Annotated in this window: 22 protein-coding genes; 21 read left to right on the forward strand and 1 reads right to left on the reverse strand. The window is 49.9% G+C overall.

Features of this window, described 5'->3' with window-relative positions; genetic code table 11:
* Positions 1–34 precede the first annotated feature (34 nt).
* Genes ACUJFK_RS05315 through ACUJFK_RS05400 form a run of 18 tightly spaced genes read left to right on the forward strand, consistent with a single transcriptional unit; the run spans position 35 to position 20,035 of the window.
* The gene (locus ACUJFK_RS05315; protein ID WP_445426282.1) at positions 35–2,641 is read left to right on the forward strand and encodes an HzsA-related protein; all 2,607 of its coding nucleotides are present in this window, start codon (positions 35–37) and stop codon (positions 2,639–2,641) included.
* Positions 2,642–3,373 carry an SH3 domain-containing protein gene (locus tag ACUJFK_RS05320; protein WP_445426283.1) on the forward strand — a complete coding sequence of 244 codons (732 nt, stop codon included), beginning with the start codon at positions 2,642–2,644 and terminating at the stop codon, positions 3,371–3,373.
* The gene (locus ACUJFK_RS05325; protein ID WP_226749635.1) at positions 3,343–3,987 is read left to right on the forward strand and encodes an outer membrane beta-barrel domain-containing protein; all 645 of its coding nucleotides are present in this window, start codon (positions 3,343–3,345) and stop codon (positions 3,985–3,987) included. Before ACUJFK_RS05320 ends, ACUJFK_RS05325 begins: the two co-directional genes overlap by 31 nt.
* Before the next feature lie 14 nt (positions 3,988–4,001).
* The gene (locus ACUJFK_RS05330; RefSeq protein ID WP_226749636.1) at positions 4,002–4,499 is read left to right on the forward strand and encodes a TlpA family protein disulfide reductase; all 498 of its coding nucleotides are present in this window, start codon (positions 4,002–4,004) and stop codon (positions 4,497–4,499) included.
* Positions 4,465–4,713 carry a DUF4266 domain-containing protein gene (locus tag ACUJFK_RS05335; protein WP_226749637.1) on the forward strand — a complete coding sequence of 83 codons (249 nt, stop codon included), beginning with the start codon at positions 4,465–4,467 and terminating at the stop codon, positions 4,711–4,713. The genes ACUJFK_RS05330 and ACUJFK_RS05335 overlap by 35 nt, the downstream gene beginning before the upstream one ends.
* Positions 4,700–5,836, forward strand: coding sequence for a DUF3570 domain-containing protein (locus ACUJFK_RS05340; protein WP_445426284.1), 1,137 nt, complete (start codon positions 4,700–4,702; stop codon positions 5,834–5,836). Before ACUJFK_RS05335 ends, ACUJFK_RS05340 begins: the two co-directional genes overlap by 14 nt.
* 12 nt (positions 5,837–5,848) lie before the next feature.
* Positions 5,849–6,379 (forward strand): hypothetical protein, encoded by a 531-nt coding sequence (locus ACUJFK_RS05345; RefSeq protein ID WP_226749639.1) that lies wholly within the window; start codon positions 5,849–5,851, stop codon positions 6,377–6,379.
* A complete protein-coding gene (locus ACUJFK_RS05350; RefSeq protein WP_445426285.1) occupies positions 6,364–8,235 on the forward strand; it encodes a hypothetical protein in 1,872 nt (623 codons plus the stop codon). The genes ACUJFK_RS05345 and ACUJFK_RS05350 overlap by 16 nt, the downstream gene beginning before the upstream one ends.
* Positions 8,235–11,096, forward strand: coding sequence for a tetratricopeptide repeat protein (locus ACUJFK_RS05355; RefSeq protein ID WP_445426286.1), 2,862 nt, complete (start codon positions 8,235–8,237; stop codon positions 11,094–11,096). The genes ACUJFK_RS05350 and ACUJFK_RS05355 overlap by 1 nt, the downstream gene beginning before the upstream one ends.
* The gene (locus ACUJFK_RS05360; RefSeq protein WP_445426287.1) at positions 11,083–11,799 is read left to right on the forward strand and encodes a tetratricopeptide repeat protein; all 717 of its coding nucleotides are present in this window, start codon (positions 11,083–11,085) and stop codon (positions 11,797–11,799) included. Before ACUJFK_RS05355 ends, ACUJFK_RS05360 begins: the two co-directional genes overlap by 14 nt.
* A gap of 3 nt (positions 11,800–11,802) precedes the next feature.
* Entirely contained in the window at positions 11,803–12,165 is a 363-nt protein-coding gene (locus tag ACUJFK_RS05365; RefSeq protein ID WP_226749643.1) for a hypothetical protein, read from the forward strand.
* 12 nt (positions 12,166–12,177) lie between these two features.
* Positions 12,178–12,837: a MotA/TolQ/ExbB proton channel family protein gene (locus ACUJFK_RS05370; RefSeq protein WP_226749644.1), complete on the forward strand. Its 660-nt coding sequence runs from the start codon at positions 12,178–12,180 to the stop codon at positions 12,835–12,837.
* Entirely contained in the window at positions 12,821–13,345 is a 525-nt protein-coding gene (locus ACUJFK_RS05375; RefSeq protein WP_445426288.1) for a biopolymer transporter ExbD, read from the forward strand. Before ACUJFK_RS05370 ends, ACUJFK_RS05375 begins: the two co-directional genes overlap by 17 nt.
* A complete protein-coding gene (locus ACUJFK_RS05380; protein ID WP_226749646.1) occupies positions 13,342–13,866 on the forward strand; it encodes an ExbD/TolR family protein in 525 nt (174 codons plus the stop codon). Before ACUJFK_RS05375 ends, ACUJFK_RS05380 begins: the two co-directional genes overlap by 4 nt.
* Positions 13,863–14,807 carry an AgmX/PglI C-terminal domain-containing protein gene (locus ACUJFK_RS05385; RefSeq protein ID WP_445426289.1) on the forward strand — a complete coding sequence of 315 codons (945 nt, stop codon included), beginning with the start codon at positions 13,863–13,865 and terminating at the stop codon, positions 14,805–14,807. Before ACUJFK_RS05380 ends, ACUJFK_RS05385 begins: the two co-directional genes overlap by 4 nt.
* A 17-nt stretch (positions 14,808–14,824) precedes the next feature.
* The gene (locus tag ACUJFK_RS05390) at positions 14,825–16,024 is read left to right on the forward strand and encodes a hypothetical protein (RefSeq protein ID WP_445426290.1); all 1,200 of its coding nucleotides are present in this window, start codon (positions 14,825–14,827) and stop codon (positions 16,022–16,024) included.
* Positions 16,025–16,026: 2 nt separating this feature from the next.
* Positions 16,027–18,447, forward strand: coding sequence for a LamG domain-containing protein (locus tag ACUJFK_RS05395; protein ID WP_445426291.1), 2,421 nt, complete (start codon positions 16,027–16,029; stop codon positions 18,445–18,447).
* A 10-nt stretch (positions 18,448–18,457) separates the two neighbouring features.
* Positions 18,458–20,035: a hypothetical protein gene (locus ACUJFK_RS05400; RefSeq protein WP_445426292.1), complete on the forward strand. Its 1,578-nt coding sequence runs from the start codon at positions 18,458–18,460 to the stop codon at positions 20,033–20,035.
* A gap of 64 nt (positions 20,036–20,099) precedes the next feature.
* On the opposite strand, the gene ACUJFK_RS05405 is transcribed toward ACUJFK_RS05400, so the two are convergent.
* Positions 20,100–21,083, reverse strand: a complete 984-nt coding sequence (locus ACUJFK_RS05405) for an FAD:protein FMN transferase (protein ID WP_445426293.1) — start codon at positions 21,081–21,083, stop codon at positions 20,100–20,102.
* 936 nt (positions 21,084–22,019) lie between these two features.
* Between ACUJFK_RS05405 and ACUJFK_RS05410 the strand changes: the two genes are divergently transcribed.
* Genes ACUJFK_RS05410 through metH form a run of 3 tightly spaced genes read left to right on the forward strand, consistent with a single transcriptional unit; the run spans position 22,020 to position 26,635 of the window.
* The gene (locus ACUJFK_RS05410; protein ID WP_226749652.1) at positions 22,020–22,946 is read left to right on the forward strand and encodes a homoserine O-succinyltransferase; all 927 of its coding nucleotides are present in this window, start codon (positions 22,020–22,022) and stop codon (positions 22,944–22,946) included.
* Positions 22,947–24,014, forward strand: coding sequence for a homocysteine S-methyltransferase family protein (locus tag ACUJFK_RS05415; RefSeq protein ID WP_445426294.1), 1,068 nt, complete (start codon positions 22,947–22,949; stop codon positions 24,012–24,014).
* Positions 24,014–26,635: a methionine synthase gene (gene metH, locus ACUJFK_RS05420; RefSeq protein WP_445426295.1), complete on the forward strand. Its 2,622-nt coding sequence runs from the start codon at positions 24,014–24,016 to the stop codon at positions 26,633–26,635. Before ACUJFK_RS05415 ends, metH begins: the two co-directional genes overlap by 1 nt.
* Positions 26,636–26,671 lie beyond the last annotated feature (36 nt).

Here is a 26,671-nt window from a genome sequence, read left to right on the forward strand (position 1 = left end):
GAGTCATCGCAGTTGGTGGCGGGTAATAACAATAATGACTAAACACACCCTTTTGCTGCTTTTGAGTATTTTCGGCTTAATCAGCTGTAAGGCCGATATTAGCGTGCAAGACGAGCCAGTCGATCCGGTAGTGCAAGAATTTCCCCTCATTTTTGTGCAACGCGCGTTATTTGACGACGCGGGCAATCCTTACCAAACCGATTTGTCTGCGCCAGAGCAATTTAACCCTGGTGCACAGCTGATATTAAAACAAAATGCTTTTGCGCAGTCGGCAGAGCAAGCGATATTAGCTCAGTATTTCCCTGATGGCGGCTATGACGTTAAAGATCTGCTGGTATCGCCTGACGGCAATAGCCTGTTGTTTGCATTACGACCGCCGGCCTTACCAAATGTACCCGAGGAGTTACAACCCACTTGGAGTCTGTGGCGTTATAGCCTGACTGATCAGAGTGCAGCACCGATCATCAGTAATTCCCTTATTGCGGAGCAAGGACACGATATCAATCCTGCACTGTTAGCCGATGGTCGCATCGTCTTTAGCTCTACTCGTCAGCAAAAAGCCCGGCAAATTTTATTAGATGAATTTAAACCCCAGTACAGTGCTTTACATGAAGATCTGCAGGGGCCGGCGTTTAATCTGCATGTGATGAATGCCGACGGCAGCGAAATAACCCAAATTAGTTTTAACTTAAGTCACGATTTGTATCCATTGGTGCAAGCCGATGGGCATATTCTTTACAGTCGCTGGGATAATCAAAGCGACCGTAATATGTTTAATTGGTATCAAATGCGCCCTGATGGCTCCAGTAATCAGCTATTGTATGGTTGGCATTCGCATCGCAGCGGGCCGAATGACACAGTGGTGGAATTTGCCAAACCCTTGTTACTGGCCGATGGTGAGATCGCAACCTTATTAAAAAACCGCCAACAAACGCACTTAAATACCTTACCCGTGCAAATAGCCTTAACACTGGCCAGCGATAACACGCAGCCGTTATATCAACAACAGTTAAACTTACCGGCACAGACCGCCTTGCTCCCTTGGCCTTTTGATAATAGCTTACGCGCTGAGCCTGCCGGCTTAGTGCAAAATGTCTTTGCGTTACAAGATGGCTCATCGCGTTATCTGCTCAGTTGGTCACCTTGTCGGGTCAGAGTGAATGAGCAAATCGTGCCTTGTGCGCAGGTTGATGATGCCAGTGCTTACCCCGCGGCTGATCCTTTATTTGGATTATGGTTATTCGATTTAGCGAAGCAAACCCAAGTGCCGGTGAAATTAGGGTCGGAGCAGCAGTTGCTCACTGAAGCGGTGGTGATGCAGCAGTATCCGCGGCCCGCATTTTTAGCCAGTAACCCAGACGCGGATCTAACTCTGATAGAGCGTGGCGAAGCGATTTTAGATATCCGTAGTGTTTATGATATTGGTGGGGAAGCGGTGTTGCCCATTAGCCAATTGGCGGATCCAATGCAAACCAGTGCCGCACAACGCCCCATCCGTTATGTGAGCTTGATACGTGGTGTGCCCATTCCACCAGAAGAGGTGCGAGAGGTGCCTAATTTTGCTTATGGGGTAAACCGCAGGCAGTTGATGCGTGAATTGGTCGGTATTACACCGGTACAACCCGATGGTTCGGTGCGGGTAAAAGTCCCGGCCAATGTGCCTTTAGCGCTTAGCTTACTGAATGCTGAAGGGCAGGTCGTCTCTGCGCAACATCAGCAATGGATCACCTTAGCGCCGGGCGAGACACTCCGTTGTAATGGTTGCCATAGTGCGACCAATACACGGCCACACGGGCGTTTAACCGGCGAATGGCCGACGATTAATCCGGGGCCAGAAAATGCCAGTAGCGCTTTTAGCAATGCCAATCCGCAATTACCGCCAAATGCCGGTGAGACCATGGCGCAAACTCTGGCACGTTTATTAGGCGAGCCCACGTTAAGTGCCGGCTTGGCCTATACTGATCTATGGACCGATCCCGCGCGCCGTCAGCCGGATCCGCCAGAGCAAAATCACTTTAGTGAGCTCGCCACTACCTTACCGGTAGGCTTAGATTGCTTTGAACGCTGGCAAGCGGCCTGTCGTTTGCGCATTGATTATCCCACACACATACAACCCCTGTGGCAACGTGACCGTCGCCAATTTGACCCTGTAAGTAACGAACTGCTGCAAGACAACAGCTGTGTTAGCTGTCATAGCCGTAGCGATGCCGCAGGCAATGCTAGGTTGCCTGCGGCGCAGTTAGAGCTAACGGCTCAAGCCTCGGACATTCAAGCGGCTCATTTAACCAGTTACCGAGAGTTGCTGAGTAATGATAACGAGCAAGAATTGCTGGGTGGGGTGCTCGTTGACCGTTTAGTGCAAGCGGTCGATGGCAACGGTAATTTAGTATTTTTACGAGATGCCAATGGCGAGTTGATTTTGGATGAAAATGAGCAACCGATCCCGGTCATGATCACGGTCAATGTCCCGCCCTTATTGCGGGCAGGAAATGCCCTGGGCAGTAGCCGTTTCTTCCAAACCTTTGCCCCAGGCGGGCGTCATCAGGGGTATTTGTCGCCAGTCGAATTAAGATTGATTAGCCAGTGGCTAGATATGGGCGCGCAATATTACAATTCCCCTTTTGCAGTGGAGCTACCCTAGATGCGCTTTTTAACGCACATGGGTTGTGGGCTATTTTGTAGCCTACTGCTCGCTTTATTACCGTTGCAGGCGCAGCAAGTGGTGGTGCAACAAGATTTTGTTGAGCTACATACCGGCCCTGGTAGAGGGTATCCGATAGTGCAGGTGGTGTTAAAAGGTGACGCGCTAACATTACTTAAACAGCGCGGGGGCTGGATCCGCGTGCAATATCGGCAACAAACATTATGGCTAGCCAGTGCCGCTCTAGCCCACCTGTATTTGCCCGAGGGCGAGCAAAGTTTGGCCAGTCTATGGCAAGTTGATCAGCCGCCGAGTGCATGGCAGTTAGGACTGGCTGCAGGTGATTTTGCCGGTACGAGTTACTACCAACTCAGTGCCAGTTATGACTTCTCCGATGTGATTTTTATTGAACTCAGTGCTGGGCAGGGCAGTGGTCAACAGGCCAGCAGTCAACAGTTTTTAGTGCAATTGGGCGTTAGCCCTTGGCCGCACTGGCGTTGGTCGCCCTATTTTGCTTTAGGTGGTGGTGTGTTGTTAACTCAACCACGAACTATCTTGGTACAAACGCGTGAGCGTAATAGCCCCATGGCCAATATGGAATTAGGGCTTGATTATGCGCTAACCCGTCGTTTACAAGCCAATTTACGTTATCGGCGTGGCTTAATTAGCACCGAACGTGATATTAACGAAGAGACAAATACATGGTTAATCGGATTAAAGCTGGCCTTTTAGTCAGCAGTTTATTATGGCTAAGTCCATTCGTTTGCGCGCAGCAAGCAAATAGCAGCACGGCACGGATTGAGCCTGAAATCGAGCAATCGCAGGTGACGCCCGCTAAGCTAGATAGCGAGAATGTTGTGCTAGCGCTGCGCGGGGGTGTTATCGCCATCGAAGACTTTGGCAGTAGCGGTTTGGTGGCGCTGCAACTGGGTTACCATATCAATGAAGATTTTTATGTTAATGCTGAGTTTGCCCAAGCCAAAGCAGGGTTAACGTCTTACGAGCGCTTAAGTGGCGCTGCGGCGCCCTTATTAACTGACAGCGAACGCGAGTGGCGTTATTACGGTGCTGAGCTCGGTTACGTGGTGCTGCCAGGCCAAGTTTTTTTAGGTCGGAACTGGGCCTTTAATACGGGTTGGTCAATTTTTGCGGGTGGCGGTAATGTTGATTTCGCGGGCGACAAGGTTTTTGCAGTAAAGCTGGGGAGTCAGTTTCGTCTCTATATGACCGATTGGCTGGCGCTGGATTTACAGGTAACCGACTATGTGTTTGAAACCACGATCTTAGCCGAGAGCAAAACCACCCATAACTTACAGTTAGGCCTGGGGCTTGCGCTGTATTTTTAATATAAGGAAAGACTATGCGCACACTGTTATTAAGCCTGTTGTTAACTGTGTTGTCATACTGCGCTGTTAGCGCAAAGGTGCATGCAACCGATTCGGCACAAGCACCTGATTTTACGCTTAAGTCGTTAACGGGGGTGAATCTACGTTTAGCTGAACAACGCGGCGAGATTATTGTGTTAAATTTTTGGGCCAGCTGGTGTAGCCCGTGCCTACAAGAAATGCCCGCATTAGATCAGCTTGCCAACAAGTATCGGCCTTTGGGGGTGCAAGTGTGGGGCGTGAATGTTGAAGCGGATAGCCGTGCGGCACAAAAATATTTAAGTAAAACCCAGGTACAGTTTCCCATCTTGTTTGATACCGAGAATAGCGTATCAGAGCGTTATCAAGTACAAGCGATGCCCACTACGGTGATCATCAATCAACATGGCGATGTGTTTAGTGTGCATCGTGGTTATAAACCGGGCTATGAGCAAAAATATGAAAACGATATTAAAACCTTATTGCGCAACTAAACTGTTGCTCGTTGCTGTGGCGTTAGCGGGTATGGTGGGCTGTGCCAGTGTTGAGCCATGGGTTAAACCCTATGAGCGCGCTGAATTAGCCGACCCGATTATGGCTTTTAGTCGTCATCCTATTGCCTTGCAGCACAGTGTGCATGTGCGTGACTCACGTGAAGCCGCCAAAGGTGCCGATGGCAGTGGTGGAGGCGGCTGTGGCTGTAATTAAGGCTACGCTATGCGGTTTGTTATTGTTGCTAAGCACCGCTGGCTTCGGTGCTGTATTGCCTGATAACCGCGTTGATTTGATGCAGCATAGTTACCAAGGCGGCGGTGTCTCCATTGATGGTCCGGCATTGATGTTACGAACCAAAATTGGTACCCAGGTGTCGGTATCGGGTTTTTATTATGTCGATACTGTGTCAGGAGCCTCGATAGATGTGGTGGCCACGGCCTCAGCTTACAGCGAGACACGCATTGAGAGTCGAGTAGGGATGGATTACCTAACCGGCAACAGTATTTTATCGATAAATTACGCACAAAGTGACGAGAATGATTACAACGCCAAATCACTGTCTTTTGGCGTGTCGCACGATACTTTTGGCGGTATGACAACCCTGAGTTTAAATGCCGGCATTGGCGATGATGAAATTGGTCGCAATGGCGATGCAAGCTTCAGTGAGCAGTTACGCCGCTACAGTTATAGCTTGGGGATCACCCAAGTACTCAGTAAACGCTGGATCAGTGCCTTAAATGTTGACGTCGATATGGAGCAAGGCTTTTTAAATAATCCCTATCGCAGTGTGCGTTTTCGCGATCCCTTGGCTGAACTTGGCTATGGTTATCAATTTGAAGTGTATCCCGACACGCGCAATAGTTTTGCCGTGGGTTTAGTCAATAAATTTTACTTACCGTATCGCGCAGCCGTGACCTTTTCACTGCGTCATTACAACGACAGCTGGGATATTACAGGTTTTGATGCGGAATTAGAGTACGTGCACCCACTGGGAGAGCGTTGGGTGTTAGATAGCCATATTCGCTGGTATCAGCAAGGCGAAGCCTCGTTTTATGCGGATTTATTTGAGTTTGCTAATCAGCAAAACTTTATGGCGCGAGACAAAGAGCTCAGTGATTTTAATAATCTCAGCCTTGGATTGGGCGCCAGCTATCGCTTTGCGAGTTGGGCTTGGTGGCCGGCGGCTAAACCCGAATTAAATATCGAGTGGGATTATATCCGCTTTAATTACAATAACTTTCGAAATGTTACGCTAATCGATACTGCCGTCGGTGCTGAGCCGTTGTATCAATTAAGCGCCAATGTTTATCGGGTGTTTTTCAGTGTCTATTTTTAACGAGGGTGTTTTATGAGCTTGCACCGACCGCGCTTTTTCCTGTTTGCCAGCCTATTACTAAGCCTGTTGGTTGCCATGCCTTTGCTGGCGCAAGAGTCTGCAGAGCAACAGCTTGAGCAATTAAAACAACAAGCGATTGCTTTGAACCGCGAATTGTTCATTTTGGAAGAAGAATTATTGTTTCCAGCACAAACACAATTGGCGGTATTTTTGTCGGTGGATGCGGGGCAGTTTTTTCAGTTAGACAGTGTCCAGCTTAAACTCAACGATGAGTCGGTCACGGCGTATCTGTATACCGAAAAAGAAATCGCCGGGTTATTGCGCGGCGCCATTCAGCCATTATTTAAAGGCAATATTCGCGCCGGTGAACATACTTTAACTGCGGTGTTTGTGGGTAAAGGCCCTGATAAGCGTGACTATCGCCGAGCCATCAGCCACACCTTTACTAAGGCAGATGATGCGGTGCTACTTGAGCTGAAAATTAGCGATAGTTCGGCGAATTACCAACCTGCTTTTAGTGTTGAAGCATGGTCTGGCAATTGAATTATCGCCTGTTCAGCTGCTGCAGTGTGCTGTTGACGCTGCTGCTAAGCGCACCGAGTGCACAGGCTACCGAGTCTTTACTGCAAACAGAAAAGCAGTATCGGCTGGCAGCGTGGCATTTTTTTCGCGACGATGATTATCAAGCGCTGTTGCATTTAAGTTTGGCACCCGAGCCCGCGGCCAAAGCTCGTTTGTTGCAAGCCGGCTTATTTTTGCAATTAGACATGCCTGCGGCCACGGCCGCATTATTAGAGCAACTGCTAGCCGAGCAAACGGTCAGTGGGGCTTTACCTCAAGAGTTACGCAACGTGGCGTTGTTGCAATTTAGCCAATATCAATTTGAGCAACAGCAACCGGAGCAGGCGCGCTTTTACTTTGCCAAGCTCTCTGCACCGCTGTTGCAGTTAACCGGGCAAGCGACCTTATTGCAGCAGATGTTAACTTGGCCCAATATAACCCCCTTTGATGACAAAGTGTTTCAGCAATTGGCGGGTCAAGCTGAATTACCTTATGTGGTCATTAACCATATCTTGGCGCTGCGCCAACAGCAAAAAAGCGCACAGGCATTACAACTGTTAGCGCGGTTAAATACCGCGTTATCTAAGCCAACCACCATGAGTTTTTGGCAGCAACTCTTTCGCGAGCCAAGCACCGCCATGGGCAGTGATGATCGGGTCGAACGCGATGCCTTGGCCGATTACTTATTGCTGCTAAAAGCCGGTTTGTTAGTGGATGAAAAACGCTGGGCCGAAGCGCAACAAGTGCTGCGCGGCTTTGCCAGCAATAGCGTGCTCACCTTACCCGCTATGACGCTATACCGTGATGTGTTGATCGAAAACCGACAGATCCCGGTGTTATTAGCGGTATTGCAGCAATTAATTACGCGTTACCCTTTGGCACCAGCGAGTTGGCTGGCGGCGCATCAAATCGGTATGCAACTGGAACTCACCTTTGAGCAGCAACAGGCGCTAGCGGCTTACCGCTGGGCTGAGCAATATTATCAACGTCAATTAACGGCTAATGCCGGTTATCGGGTACCTGTTACTGCGGAGCAATTGGCTAATCCAGATACGTTAACGCCGTGGCAGTTTTATCAATTACGCCAACAGTCCGCGTTATATCAATTAAACCGACAATTAGACGCCGTGGCGCAGTTGCAGCAACAGCAGCAGCAACGGTTAGCACGTTTAGCACATTTAACTGACGTGGTGCAAAGCAAGCTGGAACAGCAACAGCAACTACTGACTCAAGCTTTGCCCCGTTTAACGGCTAAACAGCAAGGCTTGCAGGCACAAAGCGCTGCCTTAGCCGAGACGATACGCCAAGCACAAAACGAGCCTATGGCGCAATTATTGTGGCTTAACGATGCTGAGCAGGCTTTTAGCCAACAGCAACACATGCTCACTCGGGCCAGCAGCCGGCTTCAGCAGTTAGCGGCAGATGGGCGCGACATGACCGCAGAAAATGCCCGCTTACAGCGGCTTAAAGGCTTATTAACCTGGCACTATCAACAAAATAGTGCCGAGCGCAGTTATCAGTTAGCGCAGTTGCAGCAACAGCTAACCGCTGAGTTACAGCAGATTGATAGCGGTATTCAGCGCTTAGCCGCGTTAGAGGGTAAAACCACTCGGCTATTGGCGCAGCAGCAACAATTAACCCAAAGCATGGCTAATGAGCAAGGCTTTAGCGTGTTGCTGGCAGAACAACAACAACAATTATTGAGGTCCTTGAATCAGGCGTTACAACAACAACGTTTAGCAGAGCGCGAGCAGCTGATGGCCTTACAACGACTGAACACCCAAGCCATTGCGCGGTTAATGGAGCAAGTGTTGCTGAGCACCGAGGAGGCCAACTGATGCGTCACCCAATGCCATGGTTGCTACTGTCTGTAATCGCCACGACACTCTTAACAGCCTGCAGCACGCCAACTGAAAAAGTGGTGCGTCGGCCCACGCTGGGTGAGTTTATGCCTTATACCCCACTCAGTACTGAGCCACCCGAAACGGTTAATGCCGATAAATTACAACAGGTTTATCAATCGTTATTAGCCCTCGCACCGGCGGCCGATGTAAGGCAAAAAGTGTTGTATCGACTGTCACAACTGAATACCCAACAATTAGAGCGGATGGCCTTGCCTCCTGCCGCTGAGCAACAAGCCTTGGCCAGTTTAATTGCCCAGTATCAACAGCTTTTACAAGCGTATCCGGATGATCTTAATAACGAACTGATCCGCTATCAGTTAGCTCGGGCCTTAGATTTAAGTGGCGACAACGCGGCGGCACAACAGCAAATGCAACGCTTATTAAAGCAGTTTCCGCGCAGCGAATTTGCTGCCGAGTTATGGTTTCGAATAGGTGATATTGATTACAGTCAGGCTAACTATAGCGCCGCCTTAAAAGCCTTTAACCAGGTATTGGGATTCGCTAAAACGGAATTAAAGCTGCATGCGTTGTATATGCGTGGCTGGAGCCATTTTCAGTTGCAGCAGTATGCGCAAGCGGATGAAGCTTTCTTGCTGGCGCTGGATATGACTGTGCAGTCAAACAGCTTGGATGAACAACAAAGTCTGCAGCAAGAGTTACAACGCATTTTAAGTATTTCGCTGAGTTATCAAGAGCAGGCGAGCAGTTTATTAGCCTTGTTGCAGCGTACGCCATTTCAAGATAAAGCGGCTGAACGTCGGCCCTTGGCGTTTCAGGCGCAGTTATTTCAGGGCTTGGCCGACTTTTTATTTGAAAAAGATCTGCAGCAAGCGGCGCTTGACAGCTATCGGCAATTTATTACTTATCAGCCGTTCGCATTAGAAGCAGCACAGATGCAATTGAAGATTGTGCAATACCATTTAGCACAGGCCGATGCTGCGGCTGCCGAGCAGGCACAGTTGAGCTTTGTCAGTTTATTTGGCCCCGCCAGTGCCTTTTGGCAAAAAGCGCTACCTCGTGAGCAAGCAGACTTAGCGCCCATCTTGGCGCAATACCTCGATTATTTTGCCCGGCAACGTTATCAGTTAGCCCAGCAAGCCGCAGTGCCCGAGCAAGCGAGTTTATTTGCAGAAGCGGTGCCGTTTTGGCAGCAATTGCTAGTAATACAGCCGTTTGTTGCGGCTGAACAAGTCGATGACAGTTTATTGTGGCCCGATGATGTGCGCTATTTATTGGCCGAATCATTAGCGGCAAGCGGTCAACCTAAACCCGCGCTGGCACTTTATCAGCAGCTGGGTTATGGCGTGGTCGATTTAAACGCGCGCAATGTCAGTGCCGAGCAGGCGGCATACCGCGCTTTATTACTGAGTGAGCGCATTTATACCACGGCCAAGATGAATAACAGTGAGGATTTATCCGAGCTGTCGGCTGCTTGGTGGCATGAGCAAAACCAATTTGTCCGTTGGCACAGCCGGCATCCTGCGGCACAGCAAATTGCCTTAAACCAACTGACCGATCAGTATCAGCGTAAAGCCTTTGCTGAAGTCGCCAGTTTCGCCCGTCGCGTAACAGAATGGCCCCATCCAGAGTTAAGCCAGCCAGCTTTAGTAAATGAAGCGCGTTTTATTGTCAGTCAAACGCTATTAGCGCAAGACGACTTTGCCGCAGCAGAGCAAAGCATTGAACCGTTGCTGGCGTTGTATCAAAACGATGCTAGCGAGTTAGGTCGCAGCCGTACGCAGTTATTAACGGCGCAGCGCGCCTCAGCGATTTATCAGCAAGCACAGCTAGGCTATTTATCGGTTGGCGCACAGTTAGCCCATTTGCAACGCTTATTAGCGTTACCCACTTCGGAATATCATCAAAGCGCGGCTTATCAGCAAATCAGTTTGCAGCTAGAGCAACAAGCTTGGGCTGAGGCGATTGAGTTAATGCTCGCTTATCAGCAGCAGTACCCAAATAGCACCGAGCAAACGGCGATTAGCTTGGCATTGTTAAATAGCTATGAGCAGTTACAAGATTGGCAGCAAGCGGCCGATTTACTCAGTGCACAAATTGAACGCTTGGCAGAGGGCGCCGAGCAGCAAAGCTTATTAGCTAAAGCCGCCGATTATTATTTACGCGCGGGCAACCGCGATGCCGCGCGGACAGCTTATCGCCGTTATGCCAATCGCTATCCTGAGCCGCATTTAGCTGCGCAAGAAGCGCGGGCGGTGTTGGTGCAATTGCATCAAGCGGATAATGATCTGACTCGGCGTAATTTTTGGTATCAGCAACTCGTCAGTGCCGAGCAGCAACAAGCTCAGGGCACTGAGCGCAGTCGTTATTTGGCCGCCGATGCAGCATTACAGCTAGGGTTATATCACAGCCGGTTGTTTGAAGCCGTGCTGCTGCAACAACCGCTGCGCGATAACTTACGCAAAAAACAAGCTCACATGACCACGGCCATTGAGCAGCTGCAAACGAGCATGGGCTGGCAAGTCGCCGACTTTTACAGCCAAGCACAATATCAGGTGGCCAGTTTGTATCAACAGATGGCCGGTGCGTTGTTAACGTCGCAGCGACCCAAGGGGCTAGATGCGCTAGCACTAGAGCAATATGATTTATTGCTAGAAGAGCAAGCCTATCCGTTTGAAGAGTTGGCGATTGAAATTCACCAGCAAAATGCCGCCTTGGTGACGCAGCCGCTATACGATAAGTGGGTTGCCGCCAGTTTTGCTAAGTTAGCCGAATTATCGCCGGCGCGTTATCGCAAACCTGAAGTGTACTTGGAGCTGGCCGATGACGCTTATTAAACACCACAGTAGCAACATCCTAACCGCACAAAGCCTCGCTCAGCCTTGGCGAGCGCTGCGCCGTGTTAGTGCTGCGCTTGGCATGTTGTTATTGCTCAGCCATTGCGCTGCAATTTCAACATTACTGCCGGTGACCGAGCCCAGTGTTAGCGCCCCCTCAGTGGAACAAGCTGAACCCAATGCTGTGGAACACACCGCCACGGCAACTGCGGTAACTAGCCCCACGGTTTGGCCAGCGTTGAGTGCCGATTTAGCCGAGGGCTATCAGCAAGCAAAAACACTCATGCGTCAACAAGATTACGCTGGCGCAAGTCAATTATTGCAGCCACTGGCTGAAGCCGTCCCCGCTGCTGCAGGGATCCGTTACAACTTGGCGCTGTGCTATTGGCAATTAGCACAGATTGAAGCCGCACGCTTACAGCTTACCCAGCTGCTTGAGCTGCGGCCAGATTATGTGGCAGCCAGCAATTTACTTGGCGTGATAGCGCGCCAGGCGGGGCATTTTCGACAAGCCGAGCGGCATTGGTTGGCGGCGTTAAACCAGCAGGCCGATTATGCCGATGCGCATAAAAACTTGGGGTTTTTGTATGAGCTGTATTTACAGCAACCCGAGCAGGCTCGTTATCACTACACGCAATATCAGCAACTTACCGGCGATCCGCTGGCTGAAGCTTGGCTGAGTTTGCTGCCACAACAGGAGTAACGCATGAAGAATTATCTCATGTCCGCCACCTATCTAAGTGTATTGCTGCTGTCGAGTGCGACACTGGCGCAGCAACAAAACCGCGCTTTGCCAGAGCCTAAACCCTCGGCTGCTGCAACCAACAAAGCGGCAGCGAGCGTACGGGTTGATGTCAGCACCACTATCAGTGGTAACCAAGAGCAACCGCGCACCTTGTATGTCTTGCCATGGCAAGACAGTATTGCCCAAATTCGTATTCCGGCGCCGGGGCTTGATGTGCCACCGGCACCCATACAGCCGCTGGATCGCCAGCAATTTCTGCGTTTTATTGAGGCTCAGTCGCTACAACAGCAACCAGCCAATACCGTATCTACTAAAAATAATTAAGAGGGTTACAGCATGGATTTCGTTAACAGCATAGTGCGGTTTTTGCAGGAAGGCGGCTATTTTATTTACCCTATTGCCTTTATTTTGATTTTAGGTATAGCCATTACGATTGAGCGTTGGTGGTTTTTACGCGGCGTATATGCCAATAACCAAAAAGCTTATCGCCAGTTACAACCGGCCATTGCCGCGGCCGATACCCAAGCGATCTTAACACAAGCGGAATCGAGCCAAACCGCCATAGGTTTAATGCTCGCCAGCGGTGTCAATCGCTTATCGTCATCACATCGGCGTGAAGATATGGAGTACGCCATGGAAGAAGTGGTACTGGAATACAGCCTGCGTTTGCAAAAACGCACGCCGTTTTTAGCCACCCTAGCCAATGTCGCTACCTTACTCGGTTTACTCGGTACCATTGTGGGTTTAATCGCTGCCTTTTCGGCGGTAGCAAATGCCGATCCTTCTGAAAAAGCCAGCTTATTGTCATCCAGTATTTCGGTGGCGATGAACACCACCGCCTTCGGTTTGATGACCGCGATCCCGTTGGTCTTTGTGCATGCATTATTACAAAGTAAAACGGCCAGCATAGTCGACACCATGGAGATGGCCGGCATCAAATTGATGAACAGTATCGGACAACGTTTTACGGGTGGCCGGGATGATCAGAAAGCATAAAATTAAGCAAAACGACGCTGAGCTCGACATCACCTCTTTTATGAATCTGATGATTGTGTTGGTGCCGGTGTTGTTGCTGAGCTTAGTGTTTACTCAGATCCGCGTGCTGAGCATTCAACTGCCGCCCCAAGTTGAGCAGTTAATGCAGCAAGAGCGAGAGGATCCGCAAGTGCTGGAATTGGAGCTGCGAAGCGATCGGCTGCGCTTAAATTATCCGGCCGGTCAGTTACTGCGCGAATTTAGCCACACGTCAGACGCAGAACCTGACTTCGCGGCGCTCTCTGCATTTTTACAAGATCTGAAACTGACTTGGCAGCAGCAACAAATTGATAAGCGTGAAATCAGTTTACTGGCACCAGAAGACTTAGATTACCAAACGCTAGTCAGTGCCATGGACACGGTGCGCTCGTTTAAAACCGTAGTTGCCGCCTCGGTGGTTGATGCGGAGTTGTTTCCGGTTATTTCCTTGGGGCAGTTGCCCGCTGGCGCCAGCGAGGTCACAGAATGAAGCAATCATTTCGTGCAAAACGCATGCTCAAGCAACACAAACGACTGGCGCAAAGCTCAAAATTAAACCTGGTGGCGTTGATGGATATTTTTACCATCTTGGTGTTTTTCTTGATGGTGAATCAGTCCGATGTGGTGGTATTACCCAGTAATAAAGACATGAGTTTGCCGCAATCGGTGTCAGAGCAGTTACCGCGTGAGCAGGTGTTACTCACTGTGACGGCAAATGGCGTGTTAATTCAAGGCAAAGCTATCTGGCGCGGTGATTGGCTACAAGCGCCGGAATTATGGCAAAAGGAATTAAGCGAGGCGGTGCAGCAAGAGCTGAACTATTTAGCCGGTCGCACCGCTGCGCTCACAGAAGAGCAGCAAGCACTGGGGCGACCGCTGACCATTTTAGCTGATGCCAGCACCCCCTATGCCGTGCTGCGGCGTTTAATGGCAATGTGTGCCGGCACTGAGTATCGCGATATTTCATTAGCCGTTGAGCAGCGCAGTAAGGTGTTGGAGGCAACGCCATGAGCACACTGACTTGGCAACAGCACGCGAGCTGGCAAGATGAAGATACCGTTTTTACTCGGGTGGTGATTGCCGGCTTGCTGCTGTTACTGGTGTTGTCGATTGCCATACCGCTTTATCAAGTGCCTGAGCGCAGTCGCACGCAGTTAGAACAGTTACCGCCACAGTTAGCACGAGTGGTACTGGAGCAGCGGGAAATTATCCCCCCTGAGCCGATTGTGTTGCCTGAGCCCGAGCCGCTTCCCGAGCCCGAACCTGAGCCGATAGCCAAGCCTGAAGCGAAAGTCGTTGAAGCCAGCCCGGTTACGCCAGAGCAAGCCCGCGCTACCGCACAGCAAGCGGGGTTATTAGCCATGCAAGATGAGTTAGCGGCCTTAAGGCAAACCTTTACGGTTAACCGCCAAGCACCGCAACTGCAACGCGAGGGACAGCAAAGTGCTGCGGTAACAGAGCCTGACACCATCGCCAACCCCGTGTTAGCGAAGACAGCGGCGAAAGCGGCTGTTGCAGTGAGCTCGGATATTGCGCGTGCTGAGTTAGCGCAAGCCGAAAATGTACGTGTAGCTGATGCCGAGCTACGTGGTTTAGCCAGCTCAGCGCCCGCATCAAGCACCACCAGTCGTAGTGCAGGTAATGCGGATGCCGCGGCGCAGGGTGGGCGTAGCGAAGCCAGTATTCGCCAAATACTAGAAGCGAATAAAAGTAGCTTATACACCTTGTACAACCGTGCGTTGCGCGCCAACCCCTTGTTAAAAGGCAAGGTGGTGTTTGAGCTGATTATCAACCCCGATGGCAGTTTGGCGCAGGTGTCGATTATCGAAAGTGAATTAAATGACGAGCGATTGGAGCGGCAGTTACAACTGCGCTTGCAAGCGGTGAATTTTGGCGCAGCGGATGTGGCGCCGACCCGTTCGCAGTGGACTATCGCATTTTTACCCGGTTAAGCGGGCAGGAGATAACTATGCAAAGCTATACTAAGCGGTTTTTACCCGGCTTACTGTTAGCGCTGTTCTGCAGTTCTACCGCCTCGGCTGGTGCTTTAGAGCAAGCCAAACGCTTACATGATCGCTTAGCTGGCGTGCCAGCTGATGCGGCAACCTTGCAGCAAATGACCACGTTACTGGAGCAGGGTAACGCCCAGGCTGCCGCGAATGTGGCAATGCAGCATCCAGACTTTTATCGCACCACACTAAAGTTGTTTGCCTCGCCGGCCACCAACCGTGATTTGGATATTTTTGAACCGCTGAATGATTACAGTGCCACCATTATTGGTTTGGTGCGTGATAACGTCGATTTTCGGCAGATTTTGCAAACCGACGTGCTGTATGTGGCCGTTGACAGCTTAGGCTTACCGCCTTACGCCGCCAATAACAATGCGCATTACGCTGCGTTAGATCAGCAAGGGGTCGATTTACAACAGTATTTGGAACCGCGCTCGCAAAGCAGTTTGCTGGGCATTCCCGCTGAGGCCAGTGCCGGTGTGATGACCAGTCGCGCTGGCGCAAAAGCGTTTTTCTATTTAGGGACCAATCGTGCCATGCTGCGTTTTACGTTAATGAGCCAGCTGTGCACCGATTTAGAGCCATTGAAAGATGGCAGTACGCCTACCGATCGGATCCGCCAAGATGTCAGTCGCAGCCCCGGTGGCGATAGCCGAATTTTTCATAATCGCTGTGTTGCCTGCCATGCCGGGATGGATCCGCTGGCGCAAGCTTTTGCTTATTACGATTATCAATTTACCGATGAAACGGGGGAAAATGGTCGCTTGTTTTATCAGCCTACAGGCAGTAGTCATAATCAAACCGGCAGTCGCGTGCAGCCGAAATACCATATTAACTCGGGGAATTTCCCGCTGGGTTACAAAACCGAAGATGATTTTTGGCAAAACTATTGGCGGGAAGGACGCAATCAAGCACTGGGTTGGGATAACAGCTTACCGGGTGAAGGTTATGGCGCGAAAAGCTTAGGCCAAGAATTAGCCAATTCGGTGGCGTTTGCGCAGTGTCAGGTGAAAAAAGTGTTCGAAACCACCTGTTTGCGGCCGCCAGAAAGCCTGGCCGATGTCAACCTGATCCAACAAACCCGCGACCGGTTTAGTCAAAGCGGTTATAACTTAAAGCAGGTGTTCGCCGACACCGCCACCTATTGTATGGGGGAGTGAACATGCGAATTTTCTTGCTAGTACTAGCCAGTATGCTGTTGCTCGGTTGTGGTGGCGCAGAAGTTGAGCAAAATCCGCCGCCAGCGTTACCAAATAACACCAACAACTATAACGGCCCTGCACCTCAAACTACCGACATTCAGCAGTTTAAACTCAATCTGTGGGATAACCTGGTGGCAGACAATCGCTGTGGCAGTTGCCATCAACCGGGTAAAACCGCGCCCTTTTTTGTGCGCCGTGATGATATTAACCTGGCTTACACTGCCGCCTTACCCTTGGTTAATTTAGCCGATCCGGCGCAATCCTTGTTGGTGCAAAAAGTTGCGGGTGGCCATAATTGCTGGCTAAGCAGTAATACTGCCTGTGCTGACACCATTACGCAGTGGTTACGCAACTGGGGCAATACCAGCGGAGCGGAGCAAGTTGCGGTTCGATTAGTTGCCCCGGTGATCCGAGATGCCGGTGCCAGTAAAGCCTTGCCCGAGAGCGCGGATTTATTTGCCGCCGAAGTTTATCCTTTGGTGCGGGAATATTGTGTCAATTGCCACGCGCCTTCGGCGACGGTAGCGCAAGCGCCTTTTTTTGCTGCCAATGATCTCAGTGCGGCTTATCAGGCAAGCCGTAGTTTAATTAATTTAGATCGGCCCGCATTATCCCGCCTAGTGGCCAGGCTAGGAGGAGAGTTTCATAACTGCTGGTCCGATTGTGCGAATGATGCGGCGCAAATGCTAGCCGCCATTACCAAAATTGCCGAAGCTGTCCCCTTAGCGGAACTGGATCCTACCTTAGTGCCCTCTAAAGCCTTGCGACTTGAAGATGGCGTTGTGGCTTCTAGTGGTGGGCGTTATGAAAGTGACCAAATTGCGTTTTATCAATTTAAAGAGGGGCAAGGTAGCCAAGCCTTTGATACTTCTGGCGTTGAGCCTGCGGCCAATTTAACCTTACAGGGCGATTTTAACTGGTTAACTGGCTGGGGCTTGCAAATTAATAGTGGTCGGGCGCAAGCCAGTACCCAGAGCAGTGCCAAATTGGCGCGGTTGATTGGCGCAACCGGAGAGCTCAGCATTGAAGCCTGGCTGATCCCCGCCAACGTGGTGCAAGCAGGGCCTGCGGCCATAGTTAGTTATGCCGGCAGTGCTATTAGCCGAAACTTGACCTTAGGGCAAACCCAATACAACTATGATTTTTTACTGCGCAGCAGTGCAAGCAATTTTGCCGGACAGCCCGTGCTAAGTACCGCCGATGCTGATGAGCTGCTGCAAGCCAGTTTGCAGCATGTGGTGCTCACGCAAGATCCGGTTAACGGCCAGCGTATTTATATCAATGGCCAAGACAGTGGTGTGCGACGCGAGGCGGCGAGTATCAGTAACTGGGATGACAGTTTTGCCTTAATGCTGGGCAGTGAGGCGGATGGCAGTCGGCAGTGGCAGGGCAGTGTGCGTTTACTGGCCATTCATAACCGTGCGCTTAGTGCAGCACAAATCACTCAAAACTTCAGTATTGGCGTTGGCCAGAAGTTCTATTTGCCGTTTGCCATAGGCCACTTAATTGACTTACCGCAAAGCTACATCGTGTTTGAGGTGGCGCAGTTTGATAATTACTCTTACCTGTTTAGTCAGCCTTATCTGATTAATTTAGACGGTGCCGCTTTACCTGCCGATGTAACGATCAGCGGCATGGCGTTAGCGATTAACGGTAAAGAGATCAGTGGTGGTCAAGCGTGGATCAAGCAACGCTTTAACGTACCCACTGGCACGGTGTTGACCGAGCCTCACACCTTATCGGCCCTAGGCACGATTATTGCGGCTGAGTCGGGCGCGAATAGCGATGAGTTTTTCTTATCGTTCGCCGAGATTGGCGCCTTTAGCAATGTACGCAGCAAGGCAAGCTTTCCGCAACAAGACGTCAGTATGGCAAGTTCCAGTAGCAGCGATATTGGCATCCGGCCGTTTGCGGCAATCCATGCCAGCATGAGTCAGCTTACCGGGGTGTCACAAGCGAACCCTGCGGTAGCCAATACCTATCAAACCATAGCGCGGCAGTTACCGGCAACGCCGAATATCGAAACCTTTATTTCAGCGCAGCAAATGGCTATTACTCAGTTAGGGATCGCTTACTGTAATGCGGCAATCAGTAATTCGACGTTGCGCAGTGCGTGGTTTCCGGCCATTGATTTTAATGCCAGTCCTGCTGAAGCGTTGAGCCCCGCAAATCGGGATAGCTTGATTGAGCCGCTACTGCAGCGTTTTATGCCTTTGCAAGCGGCCACAGATATCGCTAACAGCGATGCGCGAGTAGAGCTAAATAACCTAGTTGACAGGTTAAGCCAATGTCATGGCAGTTGTGATAGCCAGCGCACTCAAACCATTGCTAAAGCCGCCTGCACTGCGGTGCTGGCGAGCGCACAAATGCTCGTGTATTAAGGAGCTCTTGATGAAATCGAAAAAAGCCTTACACCCGGACGCGCCGCTGTTACATGCCTGTCATAGCAAGCCCGTTACCCGGCGCGACTTTATTGCCTGCGGCATGAGTATTGGCGCTGGTATTTTAACTACAGGCTCGGTATTTAGCTTATTTGCCAATCCCTCTAAAGCTTACGCCAGTTTGTCGCCTGATCTGGAAATGTTGAAAAACCAATGCGGTATCAACGTCGAAGGTGCAGGGAAGATCCCCTTTATTTGTTTTGATCTGGCCGGTGGCGCCAACATCGCAGGCTCTAATATTTTGGTCGGGGGCGCGGGGGGGCAGTTAGATTTTCTGTCAACCCAAGGCTATAGCAAATTAGGTTTGCCCGCCGATATGGTGCCCAGCGCAGTGAATGCCGCCAATCCGGCCGGTGGTTTTGTCAATACGCAGTTGGGCTTAGCTTTTCACAGTGATTCACAATTGTTAGCCGGCATATTAGAGCGAACCACCATGGCTACGCAAGCCATGACCAATGGCGCGGTGATCCCCTCTCGCTCAGAAAATGATACGGGTAATAACCCCCATAATCCGATGTATGCTATTGCCAAAGCCGGTGCTAACGGCTCGCTGATGCCTTTGATTGGCTCGCGTAATTCGGATTCTGGCGCTAACTCGATGGCACCCGCTGAGTTTTATAATCCAGAGTGGCGGCCAACCAAGATTGACAGGCCCAGTGATGTTACCGGTTTAGTCGATGTTGGCGACTTGTTTGGCCTGCTTGATCAAAACGATGCCGTTGCCGTTATGGAATCGATCCAGCGTTTAAGTGATAACAAATTAGCGCGGGTGAACTCGGCGGTAAGTCGGGATCAGGTCATTAAAGAGTTGGTGCGTTGTGGTTATGTTAAAAGCGCTGATTTGGCCGACCGTTTCGGTAATCCTGCGACCCTGGATCCCGCAGCCGATCCAGATATTGTGGGTAATAGCGGTATTTTTACCAGCGCTGAATTTAACGGCGATGCCGAATTTCGTAAAACCGCGTCGGTGATGAAGCTGGTGGTCAATGGTTTTGCTGGAGCTGGCACCGTAACCATTGGTGGCTATGATTATCACACCGGCGAGCGGGGTACTGGCGAGCTACGTGATTTGCGCGCAGGCCGCTGTATTGGCGCTTGTTTAGAATATGCCGCCAGACGTAATCAGCCTTTAATGATTTATCTGTATTCTGATGGTTCGGTGGCCAGTAATGGCCGTATTGATGACAGCGTAAATGGCCGTGGCAAAGGCGAGTGGACCGGTGATAACTCATCAACCGCCGCCTCAGCTATGCTGGTGTATAACCCGAATGGTCGCCCCAGTTTATTGGGGGGCACGGCGCTCGAGCAAGCGCGTCATCAGCAAATTGGTTTTATGCGCCCTGATGCGTCGGTTGAAACGGGCTCATCGATGGCGGCCAATAATGTCAATTTATTAGTGCAAACGGTGATGCTCAATTATTTAGCCTTGCATGGTGAGCAAGGGCGACTGAGCGAGGTCGCGCCTTTCCATGGTTTAGGTAATGCCGCCAGCCAAGATCGCTTAACGGCGTTTGCGCCTATCGTTTAATGGCGCAGAGCAATTGATATAGCACGTTGCGCTGGCGCTGGGGTGGGTTGTTTCACCTTAGGGGCTAGCGCGCTAAACCCGATGAAAAATACAGTTGATGCTCACTGCTGATAAAAATCGCTTCATAGTCTGCCTGTTGCTCAATCAGTGCCATACCTCGTTCAAGCCCTAGCACAAATAAGGTAGTCGATAGCGCATCGGTGCGTGTGGTGTCGGGGCCTAACACCGTCACACTCATTAAACCCGAAGGGCTTTCACCGCTTTTCGGATCTAAAATATGATGATAACGCACGCCATCTTCGATAAAGAACCGCTCATAATCCCCTGAGGTGCTAATCGCGCTATTAATAAGCGGTAATTGCGCTACGATATCGTCAGATTTACGTGGGTGTTTAATGGCCACCAACCAAGGACGACCGCGTTTATCCCCTAATAAGCGAGTATCACCGCCGGCAGTCACCAACGCATGTTGAATACCGGCCGCAGCCAGCAAGCCTATTGCTCGCTCAACGGCATAGCCTTTGGCAATGCCGCCTAAATCTATTTTGACACCGGCTTTAGCAAAGCGTACTTGGTTATTGGCTAGTAGCTGAATATGCCGGTAATTAATTAAACTGCGCTGCGCGGCTAAATCCTCGACACTGGGTTTGACATGCTGGCGATAATCATAGCTAAAACCGACTGAGGCAAAGCTAATGTCAAAGGCCCCGGCGCTTAATTCGGCTAGTTGTTCGGCTTGCTGTAACAACTGGTAAAACTCTGCACTGATGGTGACTGCTTGCTGGCTAGCATCGCGGTTAAGTAAGCTCAACTCACTGCTTTCAAGGTAAGGGCTCATCAGTTGGTTAATCCGTTCAAACTCGTCCTGCACGGCACTGATCAGCAAGGGGCCTTGGCTGTTATCGTCAGTCCAAAACTCGACATAGGCTTGCGTGCCCATGGTTTGAAACGGCTGGCGCTGCCACTCTGCTTCGGCAAACGTTGGCCATAGCCCGCTAAGAAGCCAAAGATAAAACAAAGCGCGGAGGTGAGTAGGTATAACGCGCATGGCGAGGATCCCATTATTCGCTATTGAATAGAGGGTACATTGTTGCAGAGCACAGGCGTGGACTCAATGTTTGTTGTTCAACAGTGCGAGAATAGTGACGGGGCTGCAATCAACAGTGGTCTGATTGTAAAGCAACACCTTAGATTACCGCATATTTCGTTTTAAATAGATCTTGGGTTGTCATGTCGGTATGTCACAACTTTAAAAAACATTTTCGCCAAGGCCGAAAACGTTTAGCGCTGCATAAAGCTTTGGCTGGAGCACGCTGTAAATACCTCCCTGTACGCTCCTCTTTTTCATCCCTGAAAAACACGTCTCCAGCCAAAGTTTACTTCGCTGTTAACTTGCCAAGCTTCAATCCGATCCTTCAAGGTCAGAAACTAAACATTAAAAACCGTCATCGTCAGCAAGCTGTTCAGTCAAGCGAATACCGCTAAGAATATTAACTCCCCCTTTGAAGCGAGCCGACTGATCATCGTTGGCCAAGGTTTTAAGAAAACGGGTGTTTGAGTGCGGCGACGGTAGCGCCGCGCGAGTTACGTTTTCGCCTTGGACAACGCATGAGCAGCCGGGCTTTCGAGCGGAAGTGGGGTCGCATTTTCTTTGGGTACTTTCTTTTGGCGACGCAAAAGAAAGTATCTCGCCAAGGGCGAAAACGTTAAACGCTGCCTAAAGCTTCAGCTGGAGCTGGAGGATGCACAAAAATGGTATCGAATTTTCTTGGAGTAATTTTTTAACGATGCAAAAGAAATTATCTCACCACAAGGTGACAGCTTGATTAGAGGGGCATACGACCAATGCCGAAATAGGCTAATAACCCAACCGCAGCACGCACAGCAAAGAATCGCCGCATATTTAGCCATCTAAACGTATAGAAGTTGACATTGTGGTGTTTTTTCAGCACAATAAGCCATTAATCTGTGAGCGGAGTAGCTTATGCCAGTAAAAGTCATTGATCAGTTGCCAGCGGTAGAGGCTTTATCAGCAGAAAACGTCTTTGTGATGACAGAAAGCCGCGCTGCTTCGCAGGACATTCGGCCATTACGGATCGCCATCCTGAATTTGATGCCGAATAAAATCGTTACCGAAATCCAATTATTGCGTTTATTGGCCAATAGCCCGCTACAATTAGATATCGAGTTATTGCGCATTGATGATCATGTGAGTAAACACACCTCGGAAAGCCATCTCAATTGTTTTTATCGTTATTTCTCTGATGTGCAAGATCAAAACTACGATGGTTTAATTATTACCGGGGCGCCTTTAGGCCTTGTTAACTATGAAGATGTTACCTATTGGCAGCAGTTTGGCGAGATTTTACGTTGGGCCGATACCCATGTGACCTCCACCTTATTTTTGTGTTGGGCAGCGCATGCGGCCTTGTATCATTATTATGGCTTACAACGTGAGATCCGCGGTGAGAAGTTATCAGGGGTGTATTGGCAAGACGTGAAGCAGCCTTTAAGCCCCTTAGTGCGTGGCTTTGACGATCAATTTTTAGTGCCGCATTCACGTTATGCGCAAGTGCCAATCCAAAAATATCAGCAGCATGCCGACTTACATATTTTGGCTGAAGCCGATGCCACAGGGGCTTACTTGCTACAGAACAGTCGGGGTAACCGGATCTTTGTTACTGGCCATCCAGAATATGATCTTACTACCCTCGATGAAGAGTATAAACGCGACCTAGCTGCGGGCATTAGTGCCTTGTTACCCGAAAACTACTATCGTAATAACGACCCGTTACAAGGGCCGCAGAAGCTATGGCAGGCGCATGCCTTTTTATTATTCAGTAACTGGTTAAACTACTATGTTTACCAAGCCACGCCTTTTGATATTAACCAAATTGGGCAGAACAGTTAAATGAATCGAAGCAAATTGACACCCGCTGCCCTACGAGCGCAGCTACAGCAACGCATTTTTATTCTGGATGGCGCCATGGGCACCATGATCCAGCAGCGCACTTTGGATGAAGCAGACTATCGTGGCAGCGAATTTGCTGATTGGGCCTCTGATTTAAAAGGCAACAATGATTTACTTGTGCTAACGCAACCGGCGTTGATTGCCGATATTCATCGGCAGTATTTGCAAGCGGGCGCTGACATTATTGAAACGAATACCTTTAATGCCACCACCATCGCCATGGCCGATTATCACATGTCGCACTTAGCCGCGCGGATTAATCGCGAAGCAGCAGCCTTAGCACGCCAAGTGTGTGACGAATTTTTAGCAACTGAACCACATAAACCGCGTTATGTCGCCGGTGTGTTAGGGCCCACTAACCGTACAGCGTCAATTTCACCTGATGTCAATGATCCAGGCTATCGTAATGTCAGCTTTGATGAGTTAGTCACAGCCTATATGGAAGCCACGCTGGCATTAATTGACGGTGGGGCTGATATTATTATGCTGGAAACGATTTTTGATACGTTAAATGCTAAGGCCGCGGCCTTTGCAGTATTACAGGTGTTTGACGAGCTCGGTTATAGTTTACCGGTGATGATCTCCGGTACCATTACTGACGCCTCGGGGCGCACCTTGTCAGGGCAAACTACCGAAGCGTTTTATCACTCGTTAGCCCATGTTGAGCCAGTGAGCTTTGGTTTAAACTGCGCCTTAGGCCCAGATTTATTGCGGCCCTATGTCGAAACCCTGTCTGGTATTTCCTCGGCTTTTGTCTCGGTACACCCGAATGCCGGTTTACCCAATGAATTTGGCGAATATGATTTAGGCGCAACCGAGATGGCGGCAGAAATTGCCGATTGGGCGCAGCAAGGTTTCTTAAATATTGTTGGCGGTTGCTGTGGCACCACGCCAGAACATATCGCTGCAATCAGCCAAGCGGTAAAGGGTTTGCCTGCCCGTCAACCTAAAACACCCGACCACAGTTTTCATTTGGCTGGGTTAGAAGCTTTTTCGGTGGAGTGGTAATGCGACAGCAAGCACGATTTATCAATATTGGTGAGCGTACTAACGTAACCGGTTCGGCACGCTTTAAAAAACTGATTTTAAAAGGCGATTACGAAGCCGCGCTCGATGTGGCACGGCAGCAAGTTGAAAATGGCGCGCAAATTATCGATATCAATATGGACGAGGCGATGCTCGATAGCAAAGCCGCCATGGTGCGTTATTTAACCTTGCTCGCTTCTGAACCCGATATTTCTCGGGTGCCGATTATGGTTGACTCGTCTAAATGGGAAGTGATCGAAGCGGCCTTAAAGTGCATTCAAGGCAAAGCCGTGGTTAACTCTATTTCATTAAAAGAAGGTGAGTCGCCGTTCTTAAAGCAAGCACGCTTATTGCGACGCTACGGTGCAGCCGTGGTAGTGATGGCGTTTGATGAAAAAGGCCAAGCGGACACGCAGCAGCGCAAAGTTGAAATATGTCAACGGGCTTATAACATTTTGACCGAGCAGGTTGGCTTCCCACCCGAAGACATTATTTTTGACCCGAATATTTTTGCGGTCGCCACCGGTATTGAAGAGCACAATAATTACGCGGTCGACTTTATTGAAGCCACGCGTGAAATTAAACGGTTATGCCCTTACGCCAAAATCTCTGGTGGTGTGTCGAATGTGTCGTTCTCGTTTCGTGGCAATGACGCCGTGCGCGAAGCCATTCACTCGGTATTTTTATACCATGCGGTTGCCGCAGGTATGGATATGGGTATCGTCAATGCGGGTCAGTTAACCGTTTACGATGATATTCCGCTACTGCTGCGCGAACGGGTAGAAGATGTCATTTTAAATCGGCGTGATGATGCGACTGAGCGCTTATTGGATGTGGCGGCCCAGTTTAAAGGCGATGGCAGTGTGGCTGAAAAAGTCGATGATGCTTGGCGCAGTTTGCCAGTAGGTAAACGCTTAGAACACGCGTTAGTTAAAGGCATTACCGATTTTATTGAATTAGATACTGAAGAAGCACGGCAACAAGCAGAAAAGCCCTTACACGTGATTGAAGGGCCGTTAATGGACGGCATGAACGTGGTGGGTGACTTGTTCGGTGAAGGTAAGATGTTTTTACCTCAAGTGGTTAAATCGGCGCGGGTGATGAAAAAAGCCGTGGCCTACTTGCAGCCTTATATTGAACAAGACAAAGCGGGTGGCCAAGCGCAAGGTAAAATCTTGTTAGCCACGGTAAAAGGCGATGTGCACGACATTGGCAAAAACATTGTGGGCGTGGTGCTGCAATGTAATAACTTTGAAGTGATTGATTTAGGCGTGATGGTCTCGTGCGCAGAGATTTTACGGGTTGCCAAAGAACGTAATGTCGATGTGATTGGTTTGTCGGGCCTGATCACCCCCTCGCTTGATGAAATGGTGTATGTGGCTAAAGAAATGACGCGCTTAGGTTTTACTATTCCGTTATTAATTGGTGGCGCTACTACCTCTAAAGCGCATACCGCAGTGAAGATTGCACCACATTACCAGCATGGCGTGGTGTATGTACCGAATGCTTCTCGTAGCGTATCGGTGGTGCAATCGTTAATCAGTGCAGACGCCAAACCGCCTTATTTAGCGCGTGTAACCGAAGAATATCGTATCGCGGTGGAGCAACATCTGCGTAGTCGCCCAGGCGAGAAAATGCTCAGTTTAAGCGCGGCACGCGAGAATAAGTTTAAACTTGATTTAGCCAAGGTGGCGCCAGCACCGGTGCAGCCGGGCGTGCATTATTGGCAAGATGTCGATTTACAACAATTACGCGACTATATTGATTGGACACCGTTTTTTCTTACGTGGCAATTATCGGGCAAGTTTCCGGCAATTTTAAATCACCCCGAAGTGGGCTTAGAAGCACGAAAAGTGTATCAAGACGCCAATGCCTTGATGGATCAGATGATCCAGCAAAAACGCATTGCTGGCAAAGCCGCCTTTGGTTTTTTTCCGGCTAATAGTGACGGTGACGACATTATTATTTATACCGACGACAGTCGGCAAACTGAGCGCTGCCGTTTACACGGTTTGCGACAGCAATTAGCCCTGCGTAATAATGCGCCAAACTGCTGTTTAAGTGACTTTATTGCCCCCGTCGGCTCTGGTATTGCCGATTATGTTGGCGCTTTTGCGGTTACCTCAGGTTTTGGTGCAGATGAGTTTGCTGCTGAATTTGTCAAAGTGCATGACGATTATAACAGCATCATGGCCAAAGCCTTGGCCGATCGACTGGCAGAAGCCTTAGCCGAGTTTTTACATATGCAGGTACGCCGCCAGTATTGGGGCTATGCCGCCGATGAAACTTTGGATAATGAACAGTTAATTCGTGAATTATACCAAGGGATCCGACCCGCACCAGGTTATCCGGCCTGCCCAGAGCACACCGAAAAAGGCACGCTGTTTCAGTTGCTGGATGTGGAAGCGCAAATTGGCATGAAATTAACGGAAAGCTATGCCATGTGGCCGGGTGCCGCAGTCAGTGGTTGGTACTTTGCGCATCCGGATAGTAAATATTTTGCGGTGAGTAAAATTGATGCCGAACAGGTAGCGGATTATGCGCAGCGCAAAGACTGGGACCTTGCAACGGCAGAAATGTGGTTAGGCCCGAATATCCGTTAAACTTTAAGTTAATCTGGCAAGTTAAGCTGAAGTTTT

This window comes from Alishewanella sp. HL-SH06 (assembly GCF_052656265.1).

What these genes read in the sequence shown, in the direction of transcription:
- ACUJFK_RS05370 (WP_226749644.1), top strand. Translation starts at nt 12,178, where the DNA reads ATGGATTTCGTTAACAGCATAGTGCGGTTTTTGCAGGAAGGCGGCTAT.
- ACUJFK_RS05400 (WP_445426292.1), top strand. Translation starts at nt 18,458, where the DNA reads ATGAAATCGAAAAAAGCCTTACACCCGGACGCGCCGCTGTTACATGCC.
- ACUJFK_RS05390 (WP_445426290.1), top strand. Translation starts at nt 14,825, where the DNA reads ATGCAAAGCTATACTAAGCGGTTTTTACCCGGCTTACTGTTAGCGCTG.
- ACUJFK_RS05330 (WP_226749636.1), top strand. Translation starts at nt 4,002, where the DNA reads ATGCGCACACTGTTATTAAGCCTGTTGTTAACTGTGTTGTCATACTGC.
- ACUJFK_RS05405 (WP_445426293.1), bottom strand. Translation starts at nt 21,083, where the DNA reads ATGCGCGTTATACCTACTCACCTCCGCGCTTTGTTTTATCTTTGGCTT.
- ACUJFK_RS05380 (WP_226749646.1), top strand. Translation starts at nt 13,342, where the DNA reads ATGAAGCAATCATTTCGTGCAAAACGCATGCTCAAGCAACACAAACGA.
- ACUJFK_RS05415 (WP_445426294.1), top strand. Translation starts at nt 22,947, where the DNA reads ATGAATCGAAGCAAATTGACACCCGCTGCCCTACGAGCGCAGCTACAG.
- ACUJFK_RS05350 (WP_445426285.1), top strand. Translation starts at nt 6,364, where the DNA reads ATGGTCTGGCAATTGAATTATCGCCTGTTCAGCTGCTGCAGTGTGCTG.
- metH (WP_445426295.1), top strand. Translation starts at nt 24,014, where the DNA reads ATGCGACAGCAAGCACGATTTATCAATATTGGTGAGCGTACTAACGTA.
- ACUJFK_RS05410 (WP_226749652.1), top strand. Translation starts at nt 22,020, where the DNA reads ATGCCAGTAAAAGTCATTGATCAGTTGCCAGCGGTAGAGGCTTTATCA.
- ACUJFK_RS05385 (WP_445426289.1), top strand. Translation starts at nt 13,863, where the DNA reads ATGAGCACACTGACTTGGCAACAGCACGCGAGCTGGCAAGATGAAGAT.
- ACUJFK_RS05360 (WP_445426287.1), top strand. Translation starts at nt 11,083, where the DNA reads ATGACGCTTATTAAACACCACAGTAGCAACATCCTAACCGCACAAAGC.
- ACUJFK_RS05335 (WP_226749637.1), top strand. Translation starts at nt 4,465, where the DNA reads ATGAAAACGATATTAAAACCTTATTGCGCAACTAAACTGTTGCTCGTT.
- ACUJFK_RS05395 (WP_445426291.1), top strand. Translation starts at nt 16,027, where the DNA reads ATGCGAATTTTCTTGCTAGTACTAGCCAGTATGCTGTTGCTCGGTTGT.
- ACUJFK_RS05320 (WP_445426283.1), top strand. Translation starts at nt 2,642, where the DNA reads ATGCGCTTTTTAACGCACATGGGTTGTGGGCTATTTTGTAGCCTACTG.
- ACUJFK_RS05345 (WP_226749639.1), top strand. Translation starts at nt 5,849, where the DNA reads ATGAGCTTGCACCGACCGCGCTTTTTCCTGTTTGCCAGCCTATTACTA.
- ACUJFK_RS05315 (WP_445426282.1), top strand. Translation starts at nt 35, where the DNA reads ATGACTAAACACACCCTTTTGCTGCTTTTGAGTATTTTCGGCTTAATC.
- ACUJFK_RS05325 (WP_226749635.1), top strand. Translation starts at nt 3,343, where the DNA reads ATGGTTAATCGGATTAAAGCTGGCCTTTTAGTCAGCAGTTTATTATGG.
- ACUJFK_RS05375 (WP_445426288.1), top strand. Translation starts at nt 12,821, where the DNA reads ATGATCAGAAAGCATAAAATTAAGCAAAACGACGCTGAGCTCGACATC.
- ACUJFK_RS05365 (WP_226749643.1), top strand. Translation starts at nt 11,803, where the DNA reads ATGAAGAATTATCTCATGTCCGCCACCTATCTAAGTGTATTGCTGCTG.
- ACUJFK_RS05355 (WP_445426286.1), top strand. Translation starts at nt 8,235, where the DNA reads ATGCGTCACCCAATGCCATGGTTGCTACTGTCTGTAATCGCCACGACA.